Genomic DNA, 22,492 nt, shown 5'->3' on the forward strand with positions numbered 1-22,492 from the left:
TGCGTGTCCCTTCGTCAACCGTCGTACCGGGACACTTCGCCGCCGGCCCCCAACCGGGTTTAATCCTCGCGTCGGAGTGTTTCAGGCAGTCGGGCTCTGCGTTGCAGGAAAGTTACAGGATTCAGGCTTTCGTGTCGGGGCGTTAACGGGTATGTTTCGGGGATGTTAACGAACGCTCACGGATGCGCCGATTCGACGGTTCCCTGCCGACTCGACGTTTGGAAGCGTCGAAACTGCAGGGAACCGTCGAAACGGGCGGGACAGACTCAGAAGCGGGCGATCTCCGTCAGGTAGCCGTAGTACTTGGCGTCAACGGGCCGGAGCGGGTCGCCGGTGAAGCCGAAGTCCCGGTGCCGGTGGTTGTACGCCTCGATGTGGTCCAGGAATTGCTCGCCCACCTCGGCCCCGGAACCATGGCAGGCCCCGTCGCTGATGCAGAGGGCGACGGCGCCGGCCACGGCGGGGCTGGCGAAACTGGTTCCGTGGTTGATTCCGTAGCCCCCTGGTGCGGTGGAGAGGACGCAGACCCCCGGCGCCGCCACCGTATGGCGGCGCTCCTTGGCGGCTACCGCGTAGTTGGAGAAGAAGGCCGGGGCGTCGTCCTTCTGGCCGAAGATGCCGAAGTCCACCGTCCCGCAGACGGTGCCTGCGAGTCCGCCCGGCTGCCCGTCAAAGTCGGCGATCGCGGTGGCAGTGAGGACCTCGTGGTAGCTGGCCGGAACGGTGCCGGCCAGGTTGGAGGACTCGTTCCCCGCGGCCACAGCGTAGGTGACGCCGGCGCGGATCGAGCGGCAGATGGCGTAGTGCATCGGGTCGGTGCCCTTGCCGCAGTTGGCCGTGTCCGAGCCGGGGCCGCCGATGCTGATGTTGGCCACGGAGATGTCGTTTGTCGGGTCGTCGTCGCGGCGGGTGGAGGTGACCCAGTCGATCGCGCAGATGAGGCTCGCCTCGGTGATGACGTCGTCGTCCGTCACTACCCGGACCGACCAGAGCGGGGTGCCGGGCGCCGTGCCGATGATGCCGAGGTTGTTGTTGCGGGCGCCGATGACGCCGGCCACGGCCGTGCCGTGGCCCAGCTTGTCGATGGGGGTGACTTTGACGGGCTGGCCCGAGGTGCAGTCGACGCCGCCGCGGACGTTCAGGTCCGGGTGGTTGCCGTCGATGCCGCTGTCGATCACGGCCACGTTCACGCCGGTGCCTTTGTCGCGGGCCGGGTTGGCCCGGGCCGATTCCTGGGCCTCCTCCGGGTCGCCGCCGATGCGCTGCCACCACGCCGGCGCCACCTGGGACCCGGCCGGTTTCGGCTCGTCAGGCTGGCCGAAGCGCCGGTCCGCGGTGACGAAGTCCACGCGCGGATCCTTGGCCACCTGGGCCGCCTGGGCTTGGGTCATGGTGCCGGCATAGCCGCTGACGGCGTTGCGGTAGACGGTGGCGGCGGTGACTCCGAAGCTGCTCCGGTGCGCGGCCGCGATTTCCCCGGCGTCGCCGGTGCCGTCCTTGAGGACCACGATGAAGCTTTGTGTGGGTGCGGCCGCGGAGGCCGGGGAGCCGCCCAGGGTCGCCGCTCCGAGCGCGACGACGACGGCGGCGGCCGCTGCCCAGGGCCGGGAGCGGCGGGGGCGGCCCGGCGGGGCGGCCACGGACTCCTTCTGCGCCGACGGGAAAAGTGTGCGGACAAAAGTGAACATCGTGGCCTCCATTAAGCGACAGCGCTTCCGGGTGCCCCCCCGTCCATATGGTAGGCCGGTGCCACCGAAAAATCAGGGGCCCTTTGGTCCTTGGCCGCCCCCATAAAGTGCCGGCCGCCGTCGGGCGCCGCCTTCGTGCGCCGCGCCAACCAAGGGCGCCTCGGCCGCCCGCGCCGCGTCAGCCCTTGTAGCCCTCCACCTGGCTGACCGGGCGGGCCTCGGCTTCATCCGGGTTCTCCCCGTACTGCCGCTTCGCGCGCCGCTGCCGGAGCAGGTCCCAGCACTGGTCCAGGTCCTCCTCGAGCTGCTGGAGGCGGAGACGGTCCGGAGCGTGGTCGTGGTCCGGGCTGGACGCCTCGGCCTGCTCCCGGAGTCCGCGCTCCTCGTCCACCAAGGCGGTGATGCGCTGCAGAATGTCGCGTTCGTCCATGATTGCCTGCTTCCTGCGGTGAGCCCGCGGTTCCGGTGCCGGATTGACCCCGCCAGCGTAGCCACCGCCCGCCCCTGCTGAATAGAGGGCTGGTCCAGAGGGCCGGTGTGCCGGGCGGCGACTCCGGGCGGCTTACACCCATCATATGATCAGCTTGCTTATTATTTTCGAAGTTCCTAGAGTGGGAAAGGCAAGCCACCAATCTTTCTGCGCGGGGCAGCGCGGCCGGCAGGCCGCCAGCGACGCGCACCGCTTAGAGGAGGACGTATGTCGGAACACAACATCTCGGGCAAGAAGGTCGCTTTCCTGCTGACGGACGGCGTCGAGCAGGTCGAGCTGACCGGCCCCTGGAACGCGGTCAAGGAAGCCGGCGGCGAGCCCACCCTGGTGTCGCCGAAGAGCGGCACCCTGCAGGGCTACGACGGTACCGACAAGGGTGAGACGTTCACCGTGGACCTGACCGTCGACCAGGCCAACGCCGACGATTTCCACGCGCTGGTCATCCCCGGCGGCGTCGTCAACGCCGACCACCTCCGTGCCGACAAGGGAGCCCAGGCCTTCGCCCGCAGCTTCTTCGAACAGCACAAGCCGGTCGCCTCGATTTGCCACGGCCCGTGGCTGCTGATCGACGCCGGTGTGGCCAACGGCCGCAGCCTGACCTCGTACTACACGCTCGAAACCGACCTCAAGAACGCCGGCGCCAACTGGTCCGACGAGCAGGTCGTGGTCGACCAGGGCCTGGTCACCAGCCGGACCCCGGACGATCTCGAGGCTTTCAACGCGAAGCTGATCGAAGAGATCGCCGAGGGCGAGCACGCCGGCCAGACCGCCTAGCAGGCAGCCCCAGCCGCGCCGCAGGCCGCGTCCCCATTACGGTGGGAACGCGGCCTGCGGCGTTTGGACCCTGTGCAGCGCGACCTCGATCCGGCAGGATGTCACCCAGCGGGAACCGGTCCCTCCGCGGGGTCCGGCACCCGCGGGCAACTGACCAGCAACAGCACCAGACCAGCACCGGGAGGCCGGAACTATGACCACGCTGAACCCCTACCTTGGCTTTCGCGACACCGCCAGGGACGCCATGACGTTCTACCAGTCGGTCTTCGGCGGCGAGCTGACCATGAGTACCTTCGCCGACTTCCACGCCAGCGAGGACCCCGCCGAGCAGCACAAGATCATGCACGCCATGCTGACGGCGGACTCGGGCATGGTGCTGATGGGCGCGGACACGCCCAACAGCATGGACTACACGCCCGGCAACAACTTCTCCGTGTCCCTCAGCGGCGCCGACGAGGCCGAGCTGCGCGGCTACTGGGACAAGCTGTCTGACGGCGGATCGGTCACGGTCCCGCTTGACCGGGCGCCATGGGGCGACATGTTCGGGATGTGTAAGGACAGGTTCGGGGTGGACTGGCTGGTCAACATCGCCCCGCCCGCGACCTAGTCCGGCGTGGTGTCGGTCGTGAGGCCGCGGTCATCCGTCGTCTCGGCGTCGTCCTCTTCAGCGGGGCCGGGGACCTTGCGCGAGTCGGGGGTCCCGCCGCCGTCTTGCTGACCGTCCGTCCCAGGCTCGCCGGCGGACCGGCCGGCGGCGTTGCCTTCCTCGTCGCGGGGGACCGGATTGCTGCCCTCTTGCACTCCGTCGTTGACGATCTCTTCGGGCTCAACCGGCTTGTCGCTCACGTGTTCCTCCGATGACTCGCATTTTCCGATGACTCGCGCGGACCGGGGGCCCGGGCCGTCCTGCCACGCTACAGGGACCCGCCGCGGCGGTACAGGCCCGCGGCTGCCGTGACGTGGCTGTACCGGCGCGGCGCCGCGGGGACGGCCGGGCAGTAAGGCCGTGGTGCCCGGGGCCGTCCGGGGCTACAGTCCGGACATGAACCAGGATCCCGTGGAGACCAACCCTGCCCTGTACCGGGTGGTCTTCGAAAATGAGAGGGTCCGCGTCCTGGAATACGTCGATGCCCCGGGCGACAAGACCGTGGAGCACCGGCATCCGGACTCGGTGATGGTCACCCTCAGCAGCTTCCGGCGCCGCCTCACCGCCAACGGACGGGAGACCGCCGTCGAGCTCCCCGCCGGGCAGGCGCGGTGGCTGCCCGCCCAGTCCCACTCCGGGGAGAATATCGGCGCGAGCGCCACGCACGCCCTCTTCGTTGAACTCAAGGAACCGGCTCCGTCCCCGTCCACCGGCCCGGCGCCGCTCGGTCCGGCCTAGCCGCGCTGACCGGGGCGGGCGCCGCAACCGACCCGCCCGCGGCAAACCCCGATTCGACGGTTCCGCGCCGGATCGACAGTTCCGCGCGTCATATGGGCAGGGAACCGTCGAAGCGGCGCCCAGCACCCGCTCAGGTGTAGTCAGTATGCTTACGGGACGCCGAAAGAAACGAGATACCCCATGAGCAGGCCCGTGCGCATCGAGGTTAAGGTGGCCGGGCACGTGGGCCACGTGTTCGCCTCCCGCAGGACCGCGGACACCGACGACGCCGGAACCGCCGGCAACGGCATCGGAACCAAGGGCACCGCGGAGTCTGCGCCGGGAGCGCCCGCCGTCGTCCTGATCCACGGAATCGGCGCCTCCCACCGCTACCTAGAGCGGCTGCACCGGAACCTCGCCGCGACGGTGGACACCTACTCGATCGACCTGCCGGGCTTCGGGGCCACACCGGAACCGGACCACATCCTCAACGCCGCCGAACAGGCCACCTACATCATCGGCGCGCTGGAGCGGCTGGGAGTGCTGGACTTCGTCATCGTCGGGCACTCGATGGGCACCCAGTTCGCCACGGAGGTGGCCGCGCAGCAGCCGGCCCGGGTCCGGCACGTGGTCCTGATGGGGCCCGTGGTCAACGACCGCAGGCGCACCGTGGCCCGGCAAGCGCTGGCCCTGGGCCGGGACTGCCTGTTCTTCGAGAGCCCGTCCTCAAACGCCGTCGTCTTCACCGACTACCTGCGCTGCGGACCCGCGTGGTACCTGAAAAACCTCAGGGTGATGATGGACTACCGCCTGGAGGACCGGATTATGGACGTGTCCGCCCCGGTCCTGGTGCTCCGCGGCGAGCACGATCCGGTGGCGCCGCGGGACTGGTGCCACCGCCTGGTGGCCGGGGCCGCCGCGGGTGCGTTCCTCGAGATCGAGGGCACCGGACACGTGGTCCAGCACAATAAATCCGTCGAAGTGGCCGAGGCGATCCTCCGCTTCGCCGGCCGGACCGAAGCCGTCAACGCCGCGGAGCCCGCCGCATGAGCAGTCCTCTCCGGGTCGCCGGCTGGTGGGCGCTGGACTACGTGTACGCCGTCGGCCGCCAACTGCGAAGCGCCGTCTCCCGGGTGAGCCCGGATGAATTCCTCAGCGGGACGGGCCGCCCCGTCCTCGTCATTCCCGGCATTTTCGAGGACTGGCGCTTCATGCTGCCGCTGATCCGGACCCTGCACGACGCCGGGCACCCGGTGCACGTGGTGACCGTGCTGCAGCGGAACCGGCTGGCCGTGCCGAAGGCCGCCGAACTGATCGCCGGATACCTGCGGGACCGGGACCTGACGGACACCCTGATCGTGGCGCACAGCAAGGGCGGCCTGATCGGCAAGTACGCCATGATGGCCCTGGACCCCGAGCGCCGGCTGGTCCGCATGGTGGCCGTGGCCTCGCCGTTCTCGGGCTCGCGCTACGCCGGGTATCTGTTGCTGCCGAGCCTCCGGGCGCTCTCCCCGCGCAGCGCCGTGACCCTCCAGCTCTCCCGCGAGCAGCGGGTCAACGAGCGGATCACCTCCATCTACGGGCTCTTTGACCCGCATATCCCGGAAGGCAGCGTCCTGCCAGGGGCGCGGAATATCCAGCTCGACACCGGCGGACACTTCCGCATCCTGGCCCATGAACAGGCCCTGAAGACCGTTCTCGAGGAGGCGGCCGCCCCGCCGGCCTAGCTGTCGAAGTGCGTCCGCGCCGGTCCCTGCCCGAGGGAATCGACGATGCTTGCCGCCACGGTGTGCAGCTTGACGTTGCGGGTGCTGGAGGCGGTCTTGAGCAGCTCGAATGCCTCCGCCTGGCTGCAGCGGTTCTGCGCCATGATGATGCCGACGGCGACGTCGATGCCCGTGCGGGTCTCCAGGGTCGCCTTGAGGTTGCTGGCCTTCTCGCTGTAGTGGGCGAACCGGACCGCGAGGCGCAGCGCCATGGAGGTCTGGTTCACGAAGCCGTGAGCCAGATCGCGGGCCCGCTCGTCGAAGCGGTGCGGGCGGCGCGAATACAGGTTGAGCGCGGCCCGGGTGTCGCCGTCTAGGAGGAACGGGACCGCCAGAATCGAGCGCATGCCGTGTTCCCGGATCCGCGCCGTGCACTGCGGCCACCGGTCGTCCGCTTCCAGGTCCTCGATGTGAACCGGGACCTGTTCGCGGGATGCCGTGACGCACGGGCCGTCGCTGAAGCCGTACTGGATCTCGTCCATGGCCTGCGCCGCAGCGCTGCTGCTGGCCACGGTGGCAGCCTTGCGTTCCCTGAGGAGGGTAATGCCGCAAAGTACCTCGTCACCGTCCTCGGAGAGGGTGCGTGCGGAGACCTTCGCCAATTCGCCGAGGAACTCTTCCATGTCAGCGCTGGTGAGCACGAATTGGTTCAGGTGTTGGCTGATCGAAGCCACAGATGAATCACTTGCCACTGTTTGATAATGCCGTTTCGCTCGAGGTGTCGATCCGGCAGCTGCGGCACCACGGCGAGCAAGTTCACGGTGGGAACGGTGGCAGGGCCGGACCAAATTCGTCCAACGGCCTTCTGCTAAACCGTACCGAGAAAAAGTATATACAGGACGCCGGACTCTTTTGGCGACGACAAATCCGGCCGGCCGCCGGCAGCGGACGGCGCCCCGACCGCTGACGGCAAATCCGCCAAACCGCATGACGGGTGCCGGTGCCGGTCGTAGTCTTAGGCCTAACTGGCAGGCACTCGGACGGACACCGCATGTCACAGCTTGAACTACGGGAGGCCGCCTCCCCGCCGTTGACCATCACCGACGCCGCGCGGCAGGCGCCCGACGCCGTCCTGGCCGCCCTCGGCTCCGGGCCGGACGGGCTGTCCCAGGCTGCGGCCGTGGAGCGGCTGGACGCGGTGGGTCCCAACGCGGTACGGACCCACGAGGCCAGTGCCTGGTCCGTGCTGGCGCGGCAGTTCCGCAGCCCCATCCTGATCCTGCTGCTGATCACCGCCGGGCTCTCGCTCTTCCTGGGCGACGCCACCAACTCCCTGGTGATCGGCGTGATCCTCCTGGTCAGCGTCGGCCTGGGGTTCAGCAATGAATTCCGCGCCGAGCGTGCCGCCGAGGCCCTGCACTCCCGCGTCACCCACACCGCCGTCGTGGTCCGGGAGGGGGCGGCCGCGGAGCTGGACGTCACCGCCCTGGTCCCGGGCGACGTCGTCCGGCTGGGCCTGGGCGCCATCATCCCGGCGGACCTCCGCCTCCTCGCCGCCAAGGACCTGCTCTGCGACGAGAGCATCCTCACCGGCGAGTCCCTGCCGGTAGCCAAGACGCCCGCGCCGGTGACGGAGAAGGCCTCCCTGGGCGACCTGACCTCCTGCCTCTTCATGGGCACCGTGATCCAGTCCGGCAGCTGCACCGGGGTGGTGGTCGCCACCGGCGGACGGGCCGAATTCGGCCGGATCGCCCTGGGACTGGGGGAGCGGCAGCCGCAGACGGAATTCCAGCTGGGACTCAAACGCTTCTCCTTCCTGTTGCTGCAGGTCGCGATCGGGCTGACCACCCTGATCTTCGCCGCCAACCTGCTCCTGCAGAGGCCGGTGATCGAGTCGCTGCTGTTCTCCCTGGCGATCGCCGTAGGCATCACCCCGCAGCTGCTGCCCGCCGTCGTCAGCACCAGCCTGGCCACCGGTACCCGGCAGCTGGCCCGCCGCCGCGTGCTGGTCAAGCGGCTGGTCTGCATCGAGGACCTCGGCGACATGGACATCCTGGTCACGGACAAGACCGGGACCCTGACCGAGGGCCGGATCACCTTCACCGCCGCACTGCCCGTGGCCGCCGGGCCGGACCCCGGGGAGCTGTTCACCCTCGGCCTGCTGGCCACGGAGGCGGACTACACCGCGGCGAAGGCCTCGGTGATCGGCCAGAACCCGCTGGACGCCGCGCTCTGGGAGTCCCCGCAGGCCGCCGGCTTCACCCCGGCCGGCCACGAACGGCTGGACATCATCGGTTTCGACCACCTCCGGCGCCGCACCTCGGTGCTGGTCCGCGACGGCGCCGGCACGCCGCGGATCATCACGAAGGGATCCCCGGAGGACGTCCTGGCCCTCTGCGGACCCGTCACGGCCGAGGTGCAGGCGCTCCTGGACGCACAGTTCGACGCCGGCTCCCGCGTCGTGGCGGTGGCCGCCCGGGAAGCGCCCGGGCTGGCAGACCTCACCCCCGCCGACGAAACCGGGCTGCGGCTGGCCGGTTTCCTGGTCTTCCTCGACCCGCCCAAGGCCAACGCCCGCGAATCGCTGGACCGGCTGGAGGCACTCGGCATCACGGTCAAGATCGCCACCGGGGACAACGCGAAGGTGGCCGAGCGGGTCTGCGACGAACTCGGCGTGCTCTCCGGCGGCACCATCACCGGCGCCGAGGCCGAGGCCATGTCCGACCCGGAGTTGAGCGCCGCCGCCCGCGAGGCCAGCATCTTCGCCCGCGTCTCGCCCGAGCAGAAGGCCCGGATCATCCGGCTGCTGCGCCAGAGCGGCGGGGCCGTGGGATTCATGGGTGACGGCGTCAACGACGCGCTCGCGCTGCACCAGGCGGACATCGGCATCTCCGTGGACAGTGCCACCGACGTGGCCAAGGACGCCGCCGACGTCGTGCTCCTGGACAAGGACCTGGGCGTCCTGGCCGACGGCGTGATGGAGGGCCGCAGGATCTTCGCCAACACCATCAAGTACGTGCTGATGGGGACCTCCAGCAACTTCGGCAACATGTTCAGTGCCGCGACGGCCTCGGTGGTGCTGAGCTTCCTGCCGATGCTTCCGGGCCAGATCCTGCTCAACAACCTGCTCTACGACACCGGCCAACTGGCCATCCCCGGCGACCGGGTGGACCGCGAACAGCTGCTGGCCCCGGCGCACTGGAACATCGGCTTCATCCGGCGCTTCATGTTCCTCTTCGGCCCGATCAGCTCCCTCTTCGACTTCGCGACCTTCGGCCTGATGCTGTTCGTCTTCAACGCCGCTCCGGGGGAGTTCCGGGCGGGCTGGTTCATCGAATCGATCGCCACGCAGACGCTGATCATCTTCGCCATCCGCACGCGACGGGTTCCCTTCCTCCGCAGCCGGCCCTCCATGGGACTGCTCGGCGCGTCCCTCGGGGTCGTGGCCCTGGGCATCTTCCTGCCGCTGTCCCCGCTGGCCGGGCTGCTGGGATTCGACCCGCTGCCGGTGCCTTTCTTCCTGGCGCTGCTGGGCATGACCGTGGTGTACCTGGTGCTGGTGGAACTGGCGAAGCAGTGGTTCTTCGCCCGGACCGCCCAGCAGCCCCCGGCGCCGGTCCTGCCCCGCGTCCGGCGCCGCGGCCGGGACCACCGCATGGCCCGCCGCGCAGCCCGCTTCAGCACCCCCGGGGCGGCCCGCCGGGGCCCGCTGGAACCGCGCCGCGGCAGGGCAAACCGGCGCAAACGAAACCGGGTCCAAGGGCCCTCACGCCCCCGAAAGCCGTGAACGATAGTGAGATGAAGCGGCCCGGCCGGGCATCCACCGCCCCCGCGGCCCGCTCCGCCGGCATCGCCCGGCGGCCGCACGCCTGATCGGAAAGCCGGGACCATGAGCATTTTTGAAGACCGGGTCGACGCCGGGCGGCAGCTGGGGAGGCGCCTCTGGGACCTGCGGGGCAAGGAAATCGTGGTGCTGGGACTTCCCCGCGGCGGCGTGCCCGTGGCGGCGGAGGTGGCCGCGGCCCTGGACGCCCCGCTGGATGTGATCGTGGTCCGGAAACTGGGCCTGCCCTACCAGCCGGAACTGGCCATGGGAGCGATCGGGGAGGGCGGGGCCCGGGTCCTCGAACAACACGTCCTGGCCCAGTCCCGGGTGGGCGAGGACGAGCTCCTTGCCGTCGAGGACCGCGAGCGTGCGGTCCTGGAGAACCGGGTGGCCCGCTTCCGCAAGGGCCGGCGCCGCCAGGACCTGACCGGCCGGATCGCCGTGATCGTCGACGACGGGATCGCCACCGGCTCCACGGCACGGGTCGCCTGCAAAATCGCCCGCCAGCTGGGCGCCGCCCGGGTGGTCCTGGCCGTCCCGGTGGCGCCCGCGGACACGCTCGCCCGGCTGGTGGAGCCCGACGAGGTGATCTGCCTGGCCACCCCGCGCCAATTCACCGCCGTCGGCTACCACTACCGGGACTTCTCACCCACCGAGGATGACGAGGTGGTCCAGCTCCTCGACGCCGCAGCCCGCCGGCTCCACGACGCCCCGTCTTATCAGGGCACGGGCACGGCCGAGGCACCGGAACCGGCGGAGGTCGAGGAAGAGGTAGAGATCCCGGCCCACGGCGTGCGGCTGGCGGGACAGCTGCACCTTCCGGTCCCGGCGCGCGCCGTCGTCGTCTTCGCGCACGGCAGCGGCAGCAGCCGGCACAGCCCCCGGAACCGCTTCGTGGCCGGGGTGCTGCAGCACGCCGGGCTGGGGACCCTGCTGCTGGACCTGCTGACCCCGGCCGAGGAACGCGACCGGGCGAACGTCTTCGACATCCAGCTGCTCGCCCGCAGGCTTACGGCCGCCACGGAATGGCTGGGTACCCGGGAGGACACCGCAGTGTGCGATGTGGGCTACTTCGGGGCCAGCACCGGCGCGGCGGCGGCGCTGTGGTCCGCCTCCGAACCCTTCGCCCGCGTCACGGCCGTGGTCTCCCGCGGCGGCCGGCCGGACCTGGCCGGCCCGCGGCTCGCCGCCGTGCGCGCCCCGACGCTGCTGATCGTGGGCGGCCTGGACACCGAGGTCCTTGAACTGAACCGCCAGGCCAAGGCCCAGCTGCGTTGCCCGAACCAGCTGGCCGTGGTCCAGGGGGCCACGCACCTCTTCGAGGAACCCGGAACCCTTGCCGCCGCGGCCATCCTGGCTAGAGACTGGTTTGGCAAGCACCTCGCCCCCGCCAGGGCCGCCACCGTCAAGGAGTGATGCATGCAGTACACCTACACCGCCGTCGTGCCGGCCAGCTGGGAAGAAGCAGTGGCGAGGACCAAGGCGGCGCTCGCCGCCCAGGGCTTCGGGGTGCTGTCCGAGATCAACGTCCGCGACACCTTCGCGGCAAAACTGGGGGAGGACGCCGCGTCGGCCGTGGGCGACTATGTGATCCTGGGTGCCTGCAACCCGCACCTGGCCAGCAAGGCGCTCGCCGCCGAACCGGAGCTCGGCGCCCTGCTTCCGTGCAACGTGGTGGTCCGCCGCGGGGCGGGGGATCCGGCCACGACGGTCCAGGCGATCGACCCGCAGACCATGGTGCAGCTCAGCGACAGCGATGCGGTGCGTGAGGTGGCGGACGACGCCGGCACCCGGCTCCGTGCAGCCCTCGACGAACTGGTGCAGGGCTCCGACGCCGGCTCATAGGACCGGGGCCGGGCCGGAGTCCCTGCCTGGAAACCGCTACTCGGCGTGCCCTTGGTCCCGGCTCATCTGGCCCTCCGCCGGGGGAGTCTCGCCGGGCGGAACGCCGCCGCCGGGCTCCAGCCCGGTGATGTTTCCCTCCAGCGGGTCCGGGTTCGGGGACGCCGCGGCATCGGGCTGGCCGTCGCCGCGGGCCGCGGCATGCCGGGCCTTCAGCGCCTCCGCGGCCTCCGGGTCCGCCGAGCCGCCGCCGGGCTTGGGCGGGTCCGGGTTGGCCGGGTCATTTTCGGGGTGGTAGCTGCTCATGGTGGTGCCTTCCGTCGGGCCTGCTCAGGACGCTTTGATAAGCATGCTGACTATCCTAACCGCCCGCGGCACCCGCCGGACAGCCTCCCGCCGAACCCGGCCTAGATGCCGTGCCGGCGGTTGCCCCCGTGCCGGTGCGCACGGACCGCGTAGGCGAGCAGCGCGACGCCGGCGAGGATCACCACCGCCGGGACAACGACGGCGGACGGTACCAGGACGGCGGCGGCCTGCACCAGGAACGCCAGGCCCAGCACGCCCAGTACGGCCGCCGGCGCCAGCGGCCACCGCATCCGCACTTGCCGCACGGGGGTTCCGCCCGCGGCGGCGGCACGCGACGCCCCGGACTCCGGTTCCCCGTGGACCGGGACCAGGGCAAGCACGGCGAAGGTCACCGCCAGGCCCAGGAAGAAGACGGCGGCGGTGGTGGCATCCGGGAGGCCTGCCGGCAGGGCCACCACCACCGCCAGGGTCAGCATCACCCCGCACGGAATCAGCGCCCACCAGAAGCCGGGGACCCGCAGGAAGGCGGCCGCGAACCCCGCCGCCATGAGGACGAACAGGAAGGCGCCGGCCCGGCCGCCCGCGCCGGCCTGGCCGGCCAGGATCACGGCGGCCAGGCCCAGGAAGACCGAACCGGGTATCGCCGCCCACCAGAAGGCCCGGTCCCGGACGAACAGCACCGCGAAGGCCACGCCCACGGCCGCGAAGATCAGCGGCGGGATCACGACGGCGCCCGCCAGCACCCCGAGGACGTCGAGCAGCCACAGCAGCCCGACGCCCATCAGGGCCAGACCCGCTACGATGCTGGTTCGCGCCGACTGCATGGGTTGCCTCCCGGGCGTCACGCCGTCCCGGCAGCCCCGGCCTGTGCGGCGTCGTCCTGGCCCACGATCAGGACCGGGCACTTAGCGTGGGCGGCGCAGGCGCCGCTTACCGATCCCATCACCTGGGCGAGGAAGCCGCCGCGGCCCCGGCGGCCCACCACCAACAGCTGGGCGTCGGCGCTTTCGTCGACCAGCACCTTCGCCGGGGGGCCGAACCTCACCTCACGGCTCAGCCGCTCCGGGCGCTCGCTGCCGAAGGCCCGCTCCAGCGTCTCCTCCAGCAGCCGTTTGGCGGTCTCCTCCAGCTCTTCGGTGGACGCGGCGCGCTCCTCCGGCAGGTGGGAGGCGAAGAAGTGGTCGGAACTGCCCAGGCAGGTGACCACGGCCAGGGGGGCACCCAGACCGTCGGCCATGCGCCCCGCGAGGCGCAACGCAGTCGTCGAGAATTCCGAGCCATCGACACCCACGACAATCCGCTGATCTGCGCCCATGCCCCCACGATCGCCGCCGCCCCGGCCGCCGCCTAGGGCCGAAAGTCACCGCGGGAGGAGCGCGTGTAGCACTGTCCTCTGGGCGGACCCTGTGTGCGGCGGGGCCGCGGCCGATCTAGGGTGGAGCCACGGCAGCGTCGCGATCACCGAGGAGAACCGATGAGAATTGCACTAACCGGAGCAAACGGAAAACTGGGACGGCACGTGGTCCGCAGGCTTAGGGCCGACGGCCACCAGGTGACAGCCCTGGACCAGACCGGGGAACGGGACCCCGGTTTCACCCGGGTTGACCTGCGCAACTACGGCCACGTGGTGGACGTGATCCTGGGCCTGGACGACCGGCACGAGGGATTCGACGCGATCGTGCACCTGGCCGCCATCCCGGCGCCCGGACTGGCCCCTGACGCGGCCACCTTCGAGAACAACATGCTGGCCACCTACAACGTTTTCCAGGCCGCCCGCCGGGCCGGCATCAAGAAAATCGTCTACGCCTCCAGCGAGACCGTGCTGGGCCTGCCCTTCGACATCGACCCGCCCTACATCCCGGTGGACGAGGAATACCCCGCCCGCCCGGAGAGCACCTACTCCCTGGTCAAGCACCTGGAGGAGCAGATGGCGATCCAGCTGACCCGCTGGGACCCCACCCTGAGCATCAGCGCCCTGCGGTTCTCCAACGTCATGGACGCCGAGGACTACGAGGAATTCCCGTCCTTCGATGCCGACGCCCGGCTCCGCAAGTGGAACCTCTGGGGCTACATCGACGGCCGCGACGGCGCACAGGCCGTGGCCCGGGCGCTGGCCTACACCGAACCCGGCTTCGAGGCCTTCGTGATCGCCAACGCCGACACCGTCATGAGCCGGCCCAGCGCCGAACTCGCCGCCGAGGTCTTCCCCGGTGTGAAGGTGGTCAAGGACCTCGGCGAGCACGAGACCATGCTCTCGATCGACAAGGCGCGCCGCGTCCTCGGGTACGAACCGGAACACAGCTGGCGCGACTACCACTCGCTCGAGACCACCCCCACCGAAGACTGAGGACCCGCATGGACTACCGCACCCTGGGCGCCAGCGGCGCCGTCGTCTCCAACTACGCCCTCGGGACCATGACGTTCGGCGCCGAGGCCACCGAGGAACAGTCGCACGCGATCCTCGACCGCTACGTCGCCGCGGGCGGCAACTTCATCGACACCGCCGACGTGTACTCCGCCGGCGTCTCGGAGGAAATCATCGGCCGCTGGCTTGCCGCCCGTCCGGACGCGCGGGACTCGGTGGTGATCGCCTCCAAGGGCCGCTTCCCGATGGGGGCGGCACCCAACGACGTCGGCACCTCCCGGCGGCACCTGACCCGGGCGCTGGACGATTCGCTGCGCCGGCTGGGCGTGGACCACATCGACCTCTACCAGCTGCACGCGTGGGACCCGATCACCCCGCTGGAGGAGTCCCTGCGGTTCCTCGACGACGCCGTGCGCAGCGGCAAGATCGGCTACTACGGCTTCTCGAACTTCCTCGGCTGGCAGCTGACCAAGGCCGTGCACCTGGCCCGCGCCCACGGCTGGAACCCGCCGGTGACCCTGCAGCCGCAGTACAGCCTGCTGGTGCGCGAGATTGAGTCGGAGATCGTGCCGGCCTCCCTCGACGCCGGGATCGGCCTGCTGCCCTGGTCGCCGCTGGGTGGCGGTTGGCTCTCCGGCAAGTATCGGCGCGACCAGGCCCCGCAGGGCGCAACCCGCCTGGGCGAGAACCCGAAGCGCGGCATGGAGGCATGGGAGGCACGCAACGCGGATCCGCGCACCTGGGAGATCGTCGACGCCGTGCACGCGATCGCGGAAGGGCACAACGTCAGCGACGCCCAGGTGGCGCTGGCGTGGCTGGCGGAGCAGCCGGCGGTCACCTCGGTGATCCTGGGCGCGCGGAGCGTGGAGCAGTTGGAGGACAACCTCGCGGCGGCCGGGCTGGAGCTCTCCGCCGACGAGCTGGCGCGGCTCGATGAGGTCAGCGCGCCCCGCGTCGGCGTCTACCCGTATGGGCCGATGGCCCGGGAACAGCGCAGCCGCAAGATCGCCGGCGGCCGCTAGCGCAGGGTTGCCTCCCGGCTTACGGGGCGGCGGCCGTCCCCGGTTGCGGGGCGGCCCCCGGCCCGGGGGCGGCCGCGGCGTCGTCCTTGCCGGCGTTTTGCTGGTGGCTGCTGGACCAGATGTCGCCGATTTCCTCGGTGGACTGCTCCACAATGCGCCGCATGGCGGCGTGGGCGGCGTCCATTTCGCCGCGCTGGATGGCGCTGGCGACGTCGACGTGCAGCTGCAGCGCCTCGTGCTGGGGCAGGTGCGGCATCAGGCCGTGCTCGGTGCGGCCGGTGAGGACCTCGGCCACCAGGTTGTGGAGCTGGGAGAACATCGGGTTGCCCGAGGCCCGGAGCACGGCGGCGTGGAACTCAATGTCCAGGCGGAGGAACTCGTCCTGATTGCCGCGCTGGCCGGCCGCCCAGAGGCGGGCGGCCTGCGCCACCAGGTCGCTGCCGGCCTCCCAGGTGGCCCGCTCCGCGGCGAGCCGCGCCGCCTGCGGTTCGATGGCGCCGCGCAGTTCGTTCAGGGCCCGGAGCTGGTCCACCCGGCGCGACGAGGCCAGGCGCCACCGGATCACCTGCGGGTCGTAGAGGTTCCAGCATTCCTCCGGCCGGACGACGGTGCCGAGCCGGCGGCGGGATTCCAGCATGCCCATGGCCGAGAGCACCCGGGTGGCCTCGCGCACCACGGACCGGGACACCCCGTGCCTGGTCTCGAGTTCATCCAGCCGCAGGATTGAGTGCGGCGCCAGGGTCCCCTCGGCAATGGCGAGGCCCAGCGTCTGGACCAGCACGGAGTGCAGGTCAGCTGAAGACTCCGCCTTTGGGGTTTGCATGAATAAAGCATACGGGTGGGCGCAAGGGGTTGTTTAAGTCTGCTTTATTTCACTAGGATCGCTCCAGAGCAGATGTAAAGATGCATCCGCGCACGGCTGGACCGGGTCCGGCCCTGAAGACAAGGGAGTCGTAATGAAGCGGCGTTCTATGGTGAAATACGCGGCGGTGGCCGCGGCCCTCTCGCTCGGACTGACAGCCTGCGGCGGTGGCAGCGGCAGCAGCGATGCCAAGGCAGCCGGCACCGTCCGGGTCACCCTGGCCAACCACGTGTGGACCGACGGCATCAAGGCCGCGATCCCCGAGTTCGAGAAGGCCACCGGCCTCAAGGTCGAACTCACCCAGCTCGGTGAGGACCAGCTCTCCGACCAGTACAACGTCAAGCTCAACGCCGGCAGCGACGAGATCGACGTCATGATGTACCGCCCGCTCCAGGAGGGCAAGGCGTTCGCCAAGAACGGCTACCTCGCGGACCTGACCTCCAAGGTCACCGGCGACGCCGGCTGGGACTGGAAGGACTACCAGGAGGGCCCGGTCAAGGCTTCCACCGTCGACGGCAAGGTGGTCGGCGTCCCGATCATCACCGAGCGCGAGGTCCTCTACTACCGCAAGGACCTGCTGCAGGCCGCCGGTATCGAGGTTCCCAAGACCATGGACGAGCTGCAGGCCGCCGCGCAGAAGATCTCGACCGCCAACCCTGACACCGCCGGCTTCGTGGCCCGCACCGGCAAGTCCGCCGCCGTCACCCAGTTCTCCAGCTTCCTCTACAGCTTCGGCGGCGACTTCATCGATGCCAACGGCAAGTCCGCCATCGGCAGCGACGCGGCCAAGAAGGCCTACTCCTTTTACGGCGGCCTGATCAAGAACTCCGGCCCCAAGAACGTCAGCACCGACATGAGCTGGCCCGAGGCGATGGCCATCTTCACCCAGGGCAAGGCTGCCTTCTACACCGAGGCCGACTCGCTCTACAAGAACGCCACCGACCCGGCCAAGTCCAAGGTCGCCGACAAGGTGGGCTTCGCCGCCCTCCCCGCCGGCCCGGCCGGTTCCAAGCCGTACAACATCCCCTCGTGGGGCCTGGCCATCAACAAGGCCTCCAGCAACCAGGACAACGCCTGGAAGTTCATCCAGTGGGCCACCAGCAAGGACCGCACCCTGGCCGCACAGAAGGCCGGCGTCCCCGGTCCGCGCGCCTCGGTCTGGGCCGACCCGGCCGGCACCTCCACCTACCCGAAGGACCTCGCCGACGCGATCGCCGTCAGCGCCAAGAACGGCGTCGGCCACGACCGTCCCGAGGTGGTCACCGTCGGCAAGGCCCGCGAAATCGTCGGCGCCCCGATCGTCGCCACGATCACCGGCGCGGATGCCTCCACCGAGGCCTCCTCGGCGTCGGACGCGTTCCAGAAGTTCCTGGACAGCGAAAAGAAGTAGCGCTCCCTCCTCCGCGGGACGGCCGGTTCTCCGGCCGTCCCGCAGGGGACCGCTCCACTCCGGGCCGGACCGCCGGCCTCACCTTCACCCCCTGACTCCTTAGGTGAACCATGTCTGTTCTGAACACCACCCGCAGCGACACGCCGCCGGGGACCGCCGGCCGCGGCCCGGCCCGCTCGGCCGGCCCGCAGCGGAGCTTCTCCGCCTGGGCCAACCGGCACCGCAAGTGGCTCTTCGCCGCCCCGGCGATGATCTTCGTCGGCGTCCTGATCATCTTCCCGCTGGCCTGGACCCTGTACCTGAGCCTGACCGACTCGCAGGGCTCGGTCCGCGCGGCGTCGGAGTTCATCGGCCTGGACAACTACGTCACGGTGCTCTCCGACGTCGAACGGTTCTGGCCCGCCGTCGGCCGCACCCTCTCCTTCACCGGCGTGGCCCTGATCTGCGAAGTAGTTCTGGGCATGGGCATCGCCCTGCTGCTCTGGCGGCCGTTCCGCGGCGAGAAGTGGGTCCGCGTCGCGATCCTGCTCCCGCTGGTGGCCACCCCCGTGGCGGTCGGCATGATGTGGCGCCTGATCTTCGACCCCAACATCGGCTTCGTCAACCAGCTCCTGGGCATGATCGGCATCCCGCCGCAGCCCTGGCTCTCCGGCCAGGACACCGCCCTGGGAACCACCATCTTCATGGACATCTGGCAGTGGACGCCCATGGTGGTGCTGATCCTCCTCGCCGGCCTGACTTCGCTCTCGGACGAACCCGACGAGGCCGCCCGGATGGACGGCGCCAACTCCTTCCAACGGTTCTTCTTCATTACCCTGCCGCTGATGATGCCGACCGTGATCGTCGCCATCCTGCTGCGCGGCATCGACGCGCTGAAGACCTTCGACATCCTCTACGCCACCAAGGGCAAGGGCGGCGGCTCCTTCCACGAGGTGGAGACCCTCAACGTCTACGCCTACGGCCTGAGCTTCGACTACAACCAGTACGGGCTCTCCTCCGCGGTGCTGATCCTGTTCTTCATGATCATCATCGGCACCATGTGGCTGCTGACCATGCGCAAGAAAGCGGTAAGCAAATGACCGTCCCCACCCAGACCCCGGCCGGCACCGTCCCCGCCCCGTCCGCGGCGCCCCGTCCCGCCCGCCGCCGCAAGCCGCTGGCCACCCGCGCCTATAAGGTCTTCCGCGTCGTCGCGCTGATCGCCGTCGTGCTCTTCCTCATCGCCCCGCTGATCTGGATGCTGCTGGCCTCCTTCAAGACCAACGTGGACATCTACGACACGGCCAAGTCCTTCGTCTTCACGCCCACCGGCGAGAACTACGCCAACGTGCTGCAGCGGAACAACTACTTCATCTTCATCTTCAACAGCTTCTGGGTGGCCTTCGTCTCCACGGCGCTGTCCCTGGTGCTCGGCGTCCCCGCCGCCTACGCCATGAGCCGGTTCACCATGCACCGCTCTGCCCTGGTGGTCCTGATGGCCCGCGTCATCCCCGGCGTCTCGCTGCTGGTGCCCTGGTACTACGTCTTCTCCAACCTGAAGATGGTGGGCGGCTTCGAGGTGCTGATCCTCAGCCACATGTTCGTCGCGCTGCCGCTGATCGTCTACATCATGATGAGCTACTTCGACTCGCTGCCGCTGGAGCTGGAGGAATCCGCCCAGGTGGACGGTCTCACCCCGATCGGGGCGTTCCGCCGGATCACCCTGCCGCTGTCTGTCTCCGGCATCGCCACGGCCGGCATCCTGTCCTTCATCTTCTCGTGGAACAACTTCATGTTCGCCCTGGTGCTCTCCGGCTCCAAGACCAAGACCCTGCCGGTGGCGATCTTCGACTTCGTCTCCTACGCCAGCATCGACTGGGGCGGACTGATGGCCGCGGCCACGGTGGTCACCATCCCGATCATGATCATTGCGCTCTTCACGCAGAAATACATCGTCTCCGGCCTCACGGCCGGGGCCACCAAGGGCTAGGCACGAATGACACGCATCAGCAGAATCGAAACCTTCCTCGTCGCGCCGCGCTGGCTCTTCGTCCGGATCGAGACCGAGAGTGGAATCGTCGGCTGGGGCGAGGCCACCTGCGAGGGCCGCAGCGAAACCGTCCGCACCGCCGTGGACCAGCTCTCCGAGGTCCTGATCGGCCAGGATGCGCTGCGGATCGAGGACCACTGGCAGGTGATGACCAAGGGCTCCTTCTACCGCGGCGGCCCCATCCTGGCCAGCGCCGTCTCCGGCCTGGACCAGGCCCTCTGGGACATCGCAGGCAAGCACTTCAACACCCCCGTGCACCAGCTCCTGGGCGGCCACGTCCGGGACCGGATCCGGATGTACGGCTGGGTGGGCGGTGACGAACCCAACGAGGTGGCGGACCAGATCAGCGCGCAGCTGGAGGTGGGCCTCACCGCGGTGAAGATGAACGCCAGCGGACGGATGAGCCCGCTCGCCTCCGTGGCCGAGCTCGACGGCGTCGTCCGCCGGGTCGCCGCCGCGCGCGAGGTCCTGGGCGACCACCGCGACGTCGCCGTCGACTTCCACGGCCGCTTCAGCCTGGCCAACGCCCGCCGGGTGGCGCCGCTGCTGGAGCCCTACCGGCCGTTCTTCCTCGAGGAGCCCGTGGTGCCGGAGAACACGCACCTGCTGCGGGAGTTCACCGCCTCCACCACCACCCCGGTCTCCACCGGCGAGCGGCTCTACAGCCGGCAGGAATTCCTGCCCGCCCTGCAGGCCGGCATCGCCGTGGCCCAGCCGGACCTCTCCCACGCCGGCGGCATCACCGAGGTACGCAAGATCGCCTCGCTGGCCGAAATCTACGAGGTCCAGCTGGCCCCGCACTGCCCCCTGGGGCCGCTGGCCCTGGCCGCCTGCCTGCAAGTGGGGTTCGCGACGCCGAACTTCCTGATACAGGAGCAGAGCATCGGCATCCACTACAACCAGGGCGCCGAGGTCCTGGACTACGTGGTGGACAAGACGCCGCTGAAGTTCGTCGACGGCCACATCGAGCGGCTCACCGGCCCGGGCCTCGGCATCGAGATCGACGAGGCCGTGGTCCGTGCCGCGGACAAGCGCGGCCATGCCTGGCGCGGCCCGGTCTGGCGCCACAACGACGGCGCCTTCGCAGAATGGTAGGAAGCGTGAACACCACCCTCACTTCAGCGGCGCTGCTGGGCGGCATCCGCGCCACCCGCCTGGTCGCCATCGTGCGCGGCAACGACGGCGGAGCGGCCGCCCGGGCGGCCCTTGCCGCCCTCGGGGAGGGCTTCCGCTTCGTCGAGATCGCCCTCACCACCCCGGACGCCCTGGGCGCCATCGCGGCGGTCCGGGCGACGGCGCCCGAGGGCTGCTACGTCGGCGCCGGTACTGTCCTGACCGCCCACGACGTCGCCGACGTGGCGGAGGCGGGCGGCCAGTTCATCGTGACCCCCTCGCTGGCTTCCTCCATCGAGGAAGCGGTCCGGCTGGAGATGCCCGTCCTGGCCGGGGCGTTCACCCCCAGCGAGTCCTACGAGGCGATGAACCGCGGTGCCACGGCCGTGAAACTCTTCCCCGCCTCCGTCGGCGGCCCCGGCTATTTGAAGGCCGTCCGCGACCCGTTCCCCGGCATCCCCTTCATCGCGGTGGGAGGCGTGGGACTGAACGAGGCCGAAAGCTACTGGGATGCGGGCGCCGTTGGCGTGGGCCTGGGCGGTCCGCTGTTTGGCGACGCCGCCTCCGGCGGGGACCTCGAACCCGTCCGGGAACGCGCCCGGGCCTTCGTGGAACTGGCCTCAGGCTACGCCGCCGTCCCTGCCGCGGGTCAGCCGTGAGCGTCGACCTGCTCACCCTCGGTGAGGCCATGGTCTCGCTCCGCTCCGCCGGTCCGCTCTCGGCCGGCGGGAGCCTGGGCATGCACGTGGCCGGGGCCGAATCCAACGTGGCGGTCGGCGTCGCCCGGCTGGGCCACCGCGTGGCCTGGGCGGGCGTCGTCGGGGCCGACCCGCACGGCGAATTCATCCTGCGCGGCCTGCGCGGCGAGGGCATCGACGTCCGCCACCGGGTGGACACCCGCGGCACCGGGGTGATGTTCCTCGAACGGCGCACCGCGGACATCAGCCGGGCGTTCTACTACCGGGCCGGGTCCGCCGGCTCCACGCTCAACCGGCACGACGTGGACCGGGCCTTCGCCGCCTCGCCCCGGGCGCTGCACCTGACCGGCATCACCCCGGCCCTCAGCCCGGACGCGCGCCGGGCCGTGGAGTACGCCGCCGCCCGCGGCGCCGCCGAGGGGCTCACCGTCTCCCTGGACGTGAACTACCGCGCCAAGCTCTGGTCCCGCGACGAGGCACGCGCCGTGCTGACGCCGCTCGCCCGGCATGCCACGATGCTGATCGCCTCCGACGACGAACTGGACCTGGTGGCCGACGGCGGCGCAAGCGGCCGCCGGGGGACCGGGGCCGCCGCCGCCGATCCGGTTGCCGGTGCCGCTGCCCAAAGCGCCGGCGCGGAGCGGGAGGCGGCCATGGCCGCGGAACTGCTGGGCCGAGGCGTCCTCGACGTCGTGGTCAAACGCGGCGCCGCCGGCGCCGGCGTCTACACCGCCGCAGGGCGCCTGGAGGCCCCCGCCGTCCCCGTCACCAGCATCGACACCGTCGGCGCCGGCGACGCCTTCACCGCCGGCTACCTCTCGGCCGTGCTCGAGGGCCTCGGCACCGCCGAACGCCTGCGCCGCGGCACCCTGGCCGGCGCTTTCGCCGTCAGCTCCGCCGGCGACTGCGAGGGACTGCCCACCGCCGCCGAACTGGCCCTGCTGGGCGCCGTCCCGGACGGCGGCACGCAGCGCTGAGGCGCCCTCATCCTTTGTCACCGTCCGCCGTCACTGTCCGC

The 22,492-nt window shown here is 70.3% G+C and carries 24 protein-coding genes; 16 read left to right on the top strand and 8 right to left on the bottom strand.

Annotated elements, in window-relative coordinates:
* Positions 1-266: 266 nt before the first annotated feature.
* Positions 267-1,688, bottom strand: coding sequence for a S8 family serine peptidase (locus ACFUCU_RS07250; protein ID WP_377971710.1), 1,422 nt, complete (start codon positions 1,686-1,688; stop codon positions 267-269).
* A 178-nt stretch (positions 1,689-1,866) separates the two neighbouring features.
* A complete protein-coding gene (locus ACFUCU_RS07255; protein WP_290256214.1) occupies positions 1,867-2,118 on the bottom strand; it encodes a DUF2630 family protein in 252 nt (83 codons plus the stop codon).
* A 267-nt stretch (positions 2,119-2,385) separates the two neighbouring features.
* On the opposite strand from ACFUCU_RS07255, the gene ACFUCU_RS07260 reads away from it, so the two are divergent.
* Together ACFUCU_RS07260 and ACFUCU_RS07265 are read left to right on the top strand one after the other, a co-directional pair.
* On the top strand, positions 2,386-2,952 hold the full coding sequence (locus ACFUCU_RS07260; protein WP_364133985.1) for a type 1 glutamine amidotransferase domain-containing protein: 567 nt from the start codon (positions 2,386-2,388) through the stop codon (positions 2,950-2,952).
* A 193-nt stretch (positions 2,953-3,145) separates the two neighbouring features.
* Positions 3,146-3,559, top strand: a complete 414-nt coding sequence (locus ACFUCU_RS07265) for a VOC family protein (RefSeq protein ID WP_364133982.1) — start codon at positions 3,146-3,148, stop codon at positions 3,557-3,559.
* Here ACFUCU_RS07265 and ACFUCU_RS07270 read toward each other — a convergent pair.
* Positions 3,556-3,798, bottom strand: coding sequence for a hypothetical protein (locus ACFUCU_RS07270; RefSeq protein ID WP_377971712.1), 243 nt, complete (start codon positions 3,796-3,798; stop codon positions 3,556-3,558). The genes ACFUCU_RS07265 and ACFUCU_RS07270 overlap by 4 nt on opposite strands.
* A 196-nt stretch (positions 3,799-3,994) precedes the next feature.
* Between ACFUCU_RS07270 and ACFUCU_RS07275 the strand changes: the two genes are divergently transcribed.
* The 3 genes from ACFUCU_RS07275 to ACFUCU_RS07285 all read left to right on the top strand — a co-directional run bounded on the left by ACFUCU_RS07275 (position 3,995) and on the right by ACFUCU_RS07285 (position 6,042).
* Positions 3,995-4,336: a cupin domain-containing protein gene (locus tag ACFUCU_RS07275; protein ID WP_377971714.1), complete on the top strand. Its 342-nt coding sequence runs from the start codon at positions 3,995-3,997 to the stop codon at positions 4,334-4,336.
* 180 nt (positions 4,337-4,516) lie between these two features.
* Positions 4,517-5,365, top strand: coding sequence for an alpha/beta fold hydrolase (locus ACFUCU_RS07280; protein ID WP_377971716.1), 849 nt, complete (start codon positions 4,517-4,519; stop codon positions 5,363-5,365).
* On the top strand, positions 5,362-6,042 hold the full coding sequence (locus ACFUCU_RS07285) for an alpha/beta hydrolase (protein WP_364133970.1): 681 nt from the start codon (positions 5,362-5,364) through the stop codon (positions 6,040-6,042). Before ACFUCU_RS07280 ends, ACFUCU_RS07285 begins: the two co-directional genes overlap by 4 nt.
* Here the strand turns inward: ACFUCU_RS07285 and ACFUCU_RS07290 are convergent.
* Positions 6,039-6,773, bottom strand: coding sequence for a GAF and ANTAR domain-containing protein (locus ACFUCU_RS07290; RefSeq protein WP_364133967.1), 735 nt, complete (start codon positions 6,771-6,773; stop codon positions 6,039-6,041). The genes ACFUCU_RS07285 and ACFUCU_RS07290 overlap by 4 nt on opposite strands.
* A 299-nt stretch (positions 6,774-7,072) precedes the next feature.
* On the opposite strand from ACFUCU_RS07290, the gene mgtA reads away from it, so the two are divergent.
* The 3 genes from mgtA to ACFUCU_RS07305 all read left to right on the top strand — a co-directional run bounded on the left by mgtA (position 7,073) and on the right by ACFUCU_RS07305 (position 11,692).
* A complete protein-coding gene (gene mgtA, locus ACFUCU_RS07295; RefSeq protein ID WP_377971717.1) occupies positions 7,073-9,808 on the top strand; it encodes a magnesium-translocating P-type ATPase in 2,736 nt (911 codons plus the stop codon).
* A gap of 102 nt (positions 9,809-9,910) precedes the next feature.
* The gene (locus tag ACFUCU_RS07300; protein WP_377971719.1) at positions 9,911-11,263 is read left to right on the top strand and encodes a phosphoribosyltransferase family protein; all 1,353 of its coding nucleotides are present in this window, start codon (positions 9,911-9,913) and stop codon (positions 11,261-11,263) included.
* A gap of 3 nt (positions 11,264-11,266) precedes the next feature.
* On the top strand, positions 11,267-11,692 hold the full coding sequence (locus tag ACFUCU_RS07305) for a DUF302 domain-containing protein (RefSeq protein WP_364133958.1): 426 nt from the start codon (positions 11,267-11,269) through the stop codon (positions 11,690-11,692).
* Between the two features lie 36 nt (positions 11,693-11,728).
* Here the strand turns inward: ACFUCU_RS07305 and ACFUCU_RS07310 are convergent, their stop codons facing one another.
* The 3 genes from ACFUCU_RS07310 to ACFUCU_RS07320 all read right to left on the bottom strand — a co-directional run bounded on the left by ACFUCU_RS07310 (position 11,729) and on the right by ACFUCU_RS07320 (position 13,310).
* A complete protein-coding gene (locus ACFUCU_RS07310) occupies positions 11,729-11,995 on the bottom strand; it encodes a DUF6480 family protein (RefSeq protein WP_290256203.1) in 267 nt (88 codons plus the stop codon).
* 101 nt (positions 11,996-12,096) lie between these two features.
* Positions 12,097-12,819: a hypothetical protein gene (locus tag ACFUCU_RS07315; protein WP_364133955.1), complete on the bottom strand. Its 723-nt coding sequence runs from the start codon at positions 12,817-12,819 to the stop codon at positions 12,097-12,099.
* 17 nt (positions 12,820-12,836) lie between these two features.
* A complete protein-coding gene (locus ACFUCU_RS07320; RefSeq protein ID WP_364133953.1) occupies positions 12,837-13,310 on the bottom strand; it encodes a universal stress protein in 474 nt (157 codons plus the stop codon).
* 159 nt (positions 13,311-13,469) lie between these two features.
* Here ACFUCU_RS07320 and ACFUCU_RS07325 point away from each other — a divergent pair, with 159 nt between their 5' ends.
* Positions 13,470-14,342, top strand: a complete 873-nt coding sequence (locus ACFUCU_RS07325) for an NAD(P)-dependent oxidoreductase (protein WP_290256200.1) — start codon at positions 13,470-13,472, stop codon at positions 14,340-14,342.
* A gap of 8 nt (positions 14,343-14,350) precedes the next feature.
* A complete protein-coding gene (locus ACFUCU_RS07330; protein WP_364133950.1) occupies positions 14,351-15,382 on the top strand; it encodes an aldo/keto reductase in 1,032 nt (343 codons plus the stop codon).
* 19 nt (positions 15,383-15,401) lie between these two features.
* On the opposite strand, the gene ACFUCU_RS07335 is transcribed toward ACFUCU_RS07330, so the two are convergent.
* Positions 15,402-16,205 carry an FCD domain-containing protein gene (locus tag ACFUCU_RS07335; protein ID WP_364133947.1) on the bottom strand — a complete coding sequence of 268 codons (804 nt, stop codon included), beginning with the start codon at positions 16,203-16,205 and terminating at the stop codon, positions 15,402-15,404.
* A gap of 133 nt (positions 16,206-16,338) precedes the next feature.
* Between ACFUCU_RS07335 and ACFUCU_RS07340 the strand changes: the two genes are divergently transcribed.
* The 6 genes from ACFUCU_RS07340 to ACFUCU_RS07365 all read left to right on the top strand — a co-directional run bounded on the left by ACFUCU_RS07340 (position 16,339) and on the right by ACFUCU_RS07365 (position 22,451).
* Positions 16,339-17,634, top strand: a complete 1,296-nt coding sequence (locus tag ACFUCU_RS07340) for a sugar ABC transporter substrate-binding protein (RefSeq protein ID WP_364133944.1) — start codon at positions 16,339-16,341, stop codon at positions 17,632-17,634.
* Between the two features lie 110 nt (positions 17,635-17,744).
* Positions 17,745-18,713 (top strand): sugar ABC transporter permease, encoded by a 969-nt coding sequence (locus tag ACFUCU_RS07345; protein WP_364133941.1) that lies wholly within the window; start codon positions 17,745-17,747, stop codon positions 18,711-18,713.
* Entirely contained in the window at positions 18,710-19,603 is an 894-nt protein-coding gene (locus ACFUCU_RS07350; RefSeq protein ID WP_290256195.1) for a carbohydrate ABC transporter permease, read from the top strand. Before ACFUCU_RS07345 ends, ACFUCU_RS07350 begins: the two co-directional genes overlap by 4 nt.
* Before the next feature lie 6 nt (positions 19,604-19,609).
* On the top strand, positions 19,610-20,758 hold the full coding sequence (gene dgoD / locus ACFUCU_RS07355) for a galactonate dehydratase (protein ID WP_377971723.1): 1,149 nt from the start codon (positions 19,610-19,612) through the stop codon (positions 20,756-20,758).
* Between the two features lie 5 nt (positions 20,759-20,763).
* On the top strand, positions 20,764-21,435 hold the full coding sequence (locus ACFUCU_RS07360; protein WP_377971724.1) for a bifunctional 4-hydroxy-2-oxoglutarate aldolase/2-dehydro-3-deoxy-phosphogluconate aldolase: 672 nt from the start codon (positions 20,764-20,766) through the stop codon (positions 21,433-21,435).
* Complete coding sequence (locus ACFUCU_RS07365) at positions 21,432-22,451, top strand: sugar kinase (protein WP_377971726.1); 1,020 nt, start codon at positions 21,432-21,434, stop codon at positions 22,449-22,451. The genes ACFUCU_RS07360 and ACFUCU_RS07365 overlap by 4 nt, the downstream gene beginning before the upstream one ends.
* Positions 22,452-22,492 lie beyond the last annotated feature (41 nt).

The organism is Arthrobacter sp. NPDC057259 (assembly GCF_042668995.1).
In the GTDB taxonomy this organism is placed as follows: Bacteria; Actinomycetota; Actinomycetes; order Actinomycetales; family Micrococcaceae; genus Arthrobacter.